The 6,468-nt window shown below is 33.2% G+C and carries 6 protein-coding genes; 4 read left to right on the top strand and 2 right to left on the bottom strand.

Translation table 11 applies throughout. The features are described from left to right. The first annotated feature begins 54 nt into the window (after positions 1-54). The 4 genes from KQA_RS19785 (at position 55) to KQA_RS0202020 (ending at position 4,963) form a co-directional block, all read left to right on the top strand. Positions 55-567, top strand: coding sequence for a peroxiredoxin family protein (locus KQA_RS19785; RefSeq protein WP_081483225.1), 513 nt, complete (start codon positions 55-57; stop codon positions 565-567). 123 nt (positions 568-690) lie between these two features. Then, the gene (gene rpsO, locus KQA_RS0202030) at positions 691-960 is read left to right on the top strand and encodes a 30S ribosomal protein S15 (RefSeq protein WP_010177556.1); all 270 of its coding nucleotides are present in this window, start codon (positions 691-693) and stop codon (positions 958-960) included. Positions 961-1,232: 272 nt separating this feature from the next. Beyond that, on the top strand, positions 1,233-3,449 hold the full coding sequence (locus KQA_RS0202025; protein WP_010177554.1) for a polyribonucleotide nucleotidyltransferase: 2,217 nt from the start codon (positions 1,233-1,235) through the stop codon (positions 3,447-3,449). A gap of 173 nt (positions 3,450-3,622) precedes the next feature. Beyond that, positions 3,623-4,963, top strand: coding sequence for a M28 family metallopeptidase (locus KQA_RS0202020; protein WP_010177551.1), 1,341 nt, complete (start codon positions 3,623-3,625; stop codon positions 4,961-4,963). Positions 4,964-4,975: 12 nt separating this feature from the next. On the opposite strand, the gene KQA_RS0202015 is transcribed toward KQA_RS0202020, so the two are convergent. Continuing rightward, positions 4,976-5,842, bottom strand: a complete 867-nt coding sequence (locus tag KQA_RS0202015; RefSeq protein ID WP_232285834.1) for a DUF5694 domain-containing protein — start codon at positions 5,840-5,842, stop codon at positions 4,976-4,978. 11 nt (positions 5,843-5,853) lie between these two features. Then, on the bottom strand, positions 5,854-6,429 hold the full coding sequence (locus KQA_RS0202010; protein ID WP_010177547.1) for a MarC family protein: 576 nt from the start codon (positions 6,427-6,429) through the stop codon (positions 5,854-5,856). Positions 6,430-6,468 lie beyond the last annotated feature (39 nt).

The following is a 6,468-nucleotide window of genomic DNA, read 5'->3' as shown; positions in this document are numbered from 1 at the left end:
AGAGTAGATGATTTTGGCATCCTTAAATATACGAAATATTTATATTAAAAGCGTATTATTAGCAAATCATATAACAAAGCTAATGAGCTAACCAAAAATTCAAAATACGGAAAAATAATAGGCACATTTATTAAGTTAAGTAAAAACCCTAAAAAAGGAGATCAATTCACTGATTTTACACAAAATGACTCCAATGGAAAATCGATTACTTTTTCAAATGTAAAAAAGAAATATACACTAATTGATTTTTGGGCTTCGTGGTGTTTACCCTGTAAAAAATTAAATCCAGAATTAAGAAAAGTTTACCATGAATTCAACGCTAAAGGTTTTGAAATTGTAGCCGTATCATTAGATCAAAATCAAGAAGCTTGGCTTAATGCCATTCGTAAGGATCAATTAGATTGGATACAATTAAGTGACTTAAACGGATGGGAAAATCCTGTGGGCTATATGTACGGAGTTAAAAATATTCCCGAAAACTTTTTAATAGATACCAAAGGAACTATTATTGACACCAGACTAAATCCTAAAAAGCTCAGAAAAGTACTTTCTAATGTCCTAAATTAATATGTATTAAAAAACATCCATTATATTTTACATATTAAGCAAAATATAATAATAAAAATGGTACATTTGCAGCCTTGAAAGAAAATCTTTCAAATGCATAATAATCATTTAAATAATATTGGAATGTATTTAACAAAAGAAGTTAAAGAAGAAATCTTTGCTAAACACGGTAAAGGAAAAAACGATAGTGGAACTGCAGAAGCACAAATTGCTTTGTTTACACACAGAATTACACATTTAACTGAGCACTTAAAACAAAATCGTAAAGATTATAATACTGAGCGTTCATTAGTAAAATTAGTAGGTAAGCGTAGAAGTTTATTAGACTACTTAATCAAAAAGGATATCTTAAGATACCGTGCAATTGTAAAAGAGCTTGGTTTAAGAAAATAAGCCAACGATATTTATATAAAAAAAACGGAGCTAATGGCTCCGTTTTTTTTTATCACCAAATGAAAAGAAAAACGTATCTTTCGTCAAATTACAGATTAAGCTTTTTTTTGAAAAACACCTTTTCAAAACTTACTTTTTTAATAATTTAAAAAACAAAGCTTTATATAAATTGTCTCCCTTGCTAAAAGGAACTTCTCACGAAGCCTAGCAACACAACAACAAATGATTTGCCACCAACAAATCGAGACAAACTAAAATGATTAAAAAAAATTATGATTCCACAAGTTTTTAAGGAGGTCATTGACCTTGGTGACGGTAGAGAAATTACTATCGAAACTGGAAAATTAGCAAAGCAAGCCCACGGGTCTGTTGTTGTAACTATGGGTAAAACAATGTTGCTTTGTACAGTAGTATCAAACTACAAGCAATCTGATGTAGACTTTTTACCTTTAACTGTTGATTACAGAGAAAAATACGCTGCCGCAGGTCGTTATCCAGGTGGTTTCTTTAAAAGAGAAGCGCGTCCTAGTACCGAAGAAATTTTAGTAATGAGAATTGTTGACCGTGTATTACGTCCACTTTTCCCAAAAGATTACCATGCAGAAACTCAAATCATGATACAATTAATGTCTCATGATCCAGAAGTAATGCCAGATGCTTTAGCTGGTCTTGCTGCTTCAACTGCCATTCAATTATCGGATATTCCTTTTGAAGCACCTATATCTGAAGTAAGAGTAAGTAGAATAAATGGCGAATTCATAGTAAATCCAACTTTTGCTCAGTTAGCAGAGTCTGATATTGATATGGTTATTGGTGCATCAGCCGATTCTGTAATGATGGTAGAGGGTGAAATGGATGAAATTTCTGAAGAAGAAATGATTGAAGCTATCAAAGTAGCTCATGAAGCCATAAAAGTACAATGTGCTGCGCAAGTACGTTTAGCCGAAGCTTTTGGTAAAAAAGAAACGCGTGAATACACACCAGAAGATACTGACGAAGAATTAGCAAAAGTAGTTAATGATTTTGCTTATGATAAATGTTATGCGATTGCCAAACAAGCATCTGCTAAACATGATAGAGGAGCTGCTTTTGGAGAAATTAAAGAAGAATTACAAGCGCAATATTCTGAAGAAGAATTAGCTGAAAAAGGTGATTTAATTTCTAAATATTTTAATAAAACACAAAAAGAGGCCGTTCGTAATCTTACGCTAGAAGAAGGAATTCGTTTAGATGGACGTAAAACAACCGATATACGACCAATATGGTGTGAGGTTGACTACTTACCAACCACACATGGTTCTGCAATTTTTACGCGTGGAGAAACTCAAGCATTAGCTACAGTTACCCTAGGAACTTCTCGTGATGCAAATATTATAGATAACGCTTCGCATGAAGGAGAAGAACGTTTCTATTTACATTATAATTTCCCTCCATTCTCTACTGGAGAAGCAAGACCGTTAAGAGGTACTTCTCGTCGTGAAGTTGGACACGGAAACTTAGCACAACGTGCATTAAAAGGTATGGTACCCGAAGATTGTCCTTACACTGTTCGTGTAGTTTCTGAAATTTTAGAATCAAATGGTTCTTCATCTATGGCAACGGTATGTGCCGGTACAATGGCACTAATGGATGCTGGTGTACAAATTAAAAAACCAGTATCGGGTATTGCAATGGGATTAATTTCTGATGGTGATCGCTATGCTGTATTATCTGATATTTTAGGAGATGAAGATCATTTAGGTGATATGGATTTTAAAGTTACAGGTACAGAAGATGGTATTACCGCTTGTCAAATGGATATCAAAGTTAAAGGCTTAAGCTATGAAATTTTGGTAAATGCATTAAAGCAAGCTCGTGATGGTCGTTTACATATTTTAAGTAAACTTACAGATACCATTGCTACACCTGCAGGAGACGTGAAAGATCATGCCCCTAAAATGGTTACACGTGTAATTCCTAATGAATTTATTGGAGCTCTAATTGGTCCTGGAGGTAAAAACATTCAAGAATTACAAAAAACTACAGATACCACTATTGTAATTAACGAAGACCCTGTTACGGAGGAAGGAATTGTTGAAATTTTAGGAACAGGTGCCGAAGGTATTGATGCTGTTTTAGCACGAATTGAAGCCATGTTATTCAAACCTCAAGTTGGTAGTGTGTATGAAGTTAAAGTAATTAAAATACTTGATTTTGGTGCCGTTGTTGAATACAAAGAAGCTCCTGGTAACGAAGTTCTTTTGCACGTATCTGAATTTGCATGGGAACGTGTTGAAAACGTTACCGATGTATTAAACCTTGGTGATGAGCTTGATGTTAAATATTTTGGTATAGATTCAAGAACTCGTAAAGAAAAAGTTTCAAGAAAGGCGTTACTACCTAAACCAGAAGGTTATGTAGCACGTCCACCAAGAGACGATAAAGGAAAAGGCAGAGATAACAGAGGAAGAGACAATCGTGATCGTAAACCTCGTGAAAAAAGAGATTAACCCACCAGTGGGCTTATTCTTTTGAATAAATTACTATTAAAACGCCTCAACAAATTTAATTTGTTGAGGTGTTTTTTTATACATACAAGCATCTAAAAAATACATTCGTTAGCGCTTTGTTAAGGTTACTCATAGATCCTTAGTTTTTATTTATTTTAGAAAAAAATATTGCTATGAAGAAAGGCCTACTTTTAGTTTCGTTTTTATTTTTAATCAAATTTTCATTCGCACAAATCGAATCCAAAATTTATGATATTATAGAAAATGTTTCTGCCAAACAAATAGAAAAAGACATTCGTAAACTCGCTGGTTTTGGTACTCGAAATACATTTAGCGACACCCTTTCTGAAACTCGAGGCATTGGAGCGGCTAGGCGTTGGATTAAGGCTGAATTTGAACAAATTTCAAAAAACTGTAACCATTGTTTGGAAGTTTCTTATCAAAAAGATTTTGTAACAAAAAGTATGAGCAAAAGAGTCCCTAAAGATGCTTGGGTGGTAAATGTACTCGCTATTCAAAAAGGTTCAAAATATCCAAACCGATATGTAATAATGAGTGGTGATATTGATTCTCGCGCAAGCGACACTATGGATTTCACAACAGATGCTCCTGGTGCTAATGACAATGCTAGTGGAATGGCAGGTACTATTGAAGCAGCTAGAGTATTATCAAAATACACTTTTGAAAATAGCATTATTTATGTTGGTCTTTCAGGCGAAGAACAAGGCTTATTTGGAGGAGCAGGTTTAGCTAAATATGCCAAAGAACAAGCTTGGGACATTATAGGCGTACTCAATAACGATATGATCGGAAATATAAAAGGAGTAGATGGAGTTATTGACAACAGATCATTTCGAATTTTTTCGGAACCTACAAATATTACTGATACCGAGGATCAAATAAAGCGTAGACGTTATTATGGAGGAGAAGTCGATGGGATATCTCGCCAATTAGCACGTTATGTACATAAAAGCGTACAAACCTATATGCCCGAAATGAATCCAATGCTCATTTATCGTTTAGATCGTTTTGGTCGTGGTGGTCATCACAAACCTTTTAATGATTTAGGTTATGCAGGTATTCGAATTATGGAAGCACATGAAAATTACACCCAACAACATCAAGATATTCGTACCGAAAATGGTATTGATTATGGAGATACTGTAGAACATGTAAATTTTGGTTATGCAGCAAAATTAACTGCTGTTAATGCTATAAACTTAGCGCAATTAGCTTGGGCTTCTCCCCCACCTACCGAAGTAAAAATAGGTGGTATCGTAGAATCTTCGGTAAAATTGAAATGGAAAAAAATAAGCGATAGCAATATCAAAGGCTATAAAATTTATTGGCGTAGCACTACTTCCCCAACTTGGGATTATTCTCGCTATGTTGGGAATGTTGATCAATTTACTTTAAAAGGAATTGTTATTGACAATTATTTTTTTGGTGTTTCTAGTGTAAGTATGGAAGGTATTGAGAGTCCTGTTGTTTTTCCTAATGCGGTTTTTAAGTGATAACTAAATTATTCATTTTAAATAATCAAATGTATCTACCATTTTATATTTAGGACTTCTTTTAATAAAATCTCTAAAAAAAGCTGTGTGAGATGCCCCCATAATCATAAAAACGCGATCTGTAGGTTCTAATTTGATTCTATTTAAATTTGAATACATTCTTAAATTTCTTTTGTAATATTTTGCTGCTTCATCTGCTCCTTCAAAATTAGCATCTGTCCCAGCATGAGTAAGTATATCTGCATTTGCTTCAATAAGAAAATCTAAGTAATCATCTTGATTCGTTAATTTTAATTTATCAAGCAGACTTAATTTATCCTCATCTACATTAATTTTGGGGTAATACAGTAGTGGGTTTATGTCAAATTGATTATACATAGTAGCATCTATTTGATTCTTAATTTCGTCACCTATCATGTAATTATAATCCATATGGTGATCAATCCCATACATTCTTTTTGTATTACTCAGTCTCCCAACTTCGAATGCTAAAAGTTCAATTTCGCTAGGATTTTTAAAAGACTCCTTAGGATTTTTTATGTACTCATTATAGCTAGCAAGCAATTTTTTATCATATTTAGGTAATCTCTCTACTATTATAACCGTTGGTTTAAATTTGGCAAGTGCGTTGGCTATTTTATGAACTTTTCTTTTATTTTCTTCATTTTTTTCATCAAATTCGGTTTTACGAGCATCATTGGTATTGCCCATGTGAAATGTTCCAAAATTAAGTATTGGCACTTTAGAAATTTCTTCTTCGTTTGAAAGGTGTGATCTGGAAATAAATTCTGTATCAGCTTCTGCTATTTGTGGCACTTCTTTTTTACATGCCGATAATGATAATAACATTGACACATAACAAAATAAAATTAATTTCATAAAATAATAATTTAGGCTAACAAACCTTTAATATTGGTTGTAAATAACTTTACTGCTATAGCCAATAAAATAACACCAAAAATTTTCCTTACTACATCTATCCCTTGATTTCCAAGTACTTTTTCAATTTTGACTGAAGATTTTAATACTATGTAAACCACCAAACAGTTAATCAATATGGCTATTATAATATTTACAGGTTGGTACTCTGATCGGAGTGATAAAATTGATGTTAGCGTACCGGCCCCAGCTATTAAAGGAAAAGCCAAAGGGACTATGGCCGCAGTTTGTAAACTTTCGGCTTTGTACAATTGAACACCTAAAATCATTTCCAAGGCTATAAAAAAAATAATAAATGACCCCGCAACGGCAAAGGAATTTACATCAATTCCTATAAGTTCCAACATTTGCTTTCCTACAAATAAAAATGTGACCATTAATATTGCTGAAACTATAGTCGCTTTTCCACTCTGAATATGCCCTACTTTTTTACGTAAATCAATAATAATGGGAATGCTACCTACAATGTCTATAACCGCAAATAGAATCATGGTTGCGGTAATAATTTCTTTAATATCAAATACCATAATAGTTAATTTAAAACATGATAAAACACTTTTACTTAA

Source organism: Aquimarina agarilytica ZC1, from assembly GCF_000255455.1.
GTDB classification, from domain to species: Bacteria; Bacteroidota; Bacteroidia; order Flavobacteriales; family Flavobacteriaceae; genus Aquimarina; species Aquimarina agarilytica.
Note: the sequence above shows the minus strand (reverse complement) of the source record. Positions and strands in the feature narration are given on the sequence as shown.

What these genes read in the sequence shown, in the direction of transcription:
- rpsO (WP_010177556.1), top strand. Translation starts at nt 691, where the DNA reads ATGTATTTAACAAAAGAAGTTAAAGAAGAAATCTTTGCTAAACACGGT.
- KQA_RS0202020 (WP_010177551.1), top strand. Translation starts at nt 3,623, where the DNA reads ATGAAGAAAGGCCTACTTTTAGTTTCGTTTTTATTTTTAATCAAATTT.
- KQA_RS0202010 (WP_010177547.1), bottom strand. Translation starts at nt 6,429, where the DNA reads ATGGTATTTGATATTAAAGAAATTATTACCGCAACCATGATTCTATTT.
- KQA_RS0202025 (WP_010177554.1), top strand. Translation starts at nt 1,233, where the DNA reads ATGATTCCACAAGTTTTTAAGGAGGTCATTGACCTTGGTGACGGTAGA.
- KQA_RS0202015 (WP_232285834.1), bottom strand. Translation starts at nt 5,842, where the DNA reads ATGAAATTAATTTTATTTTGTTATGTGTCAATGTTATTATCATTATCG.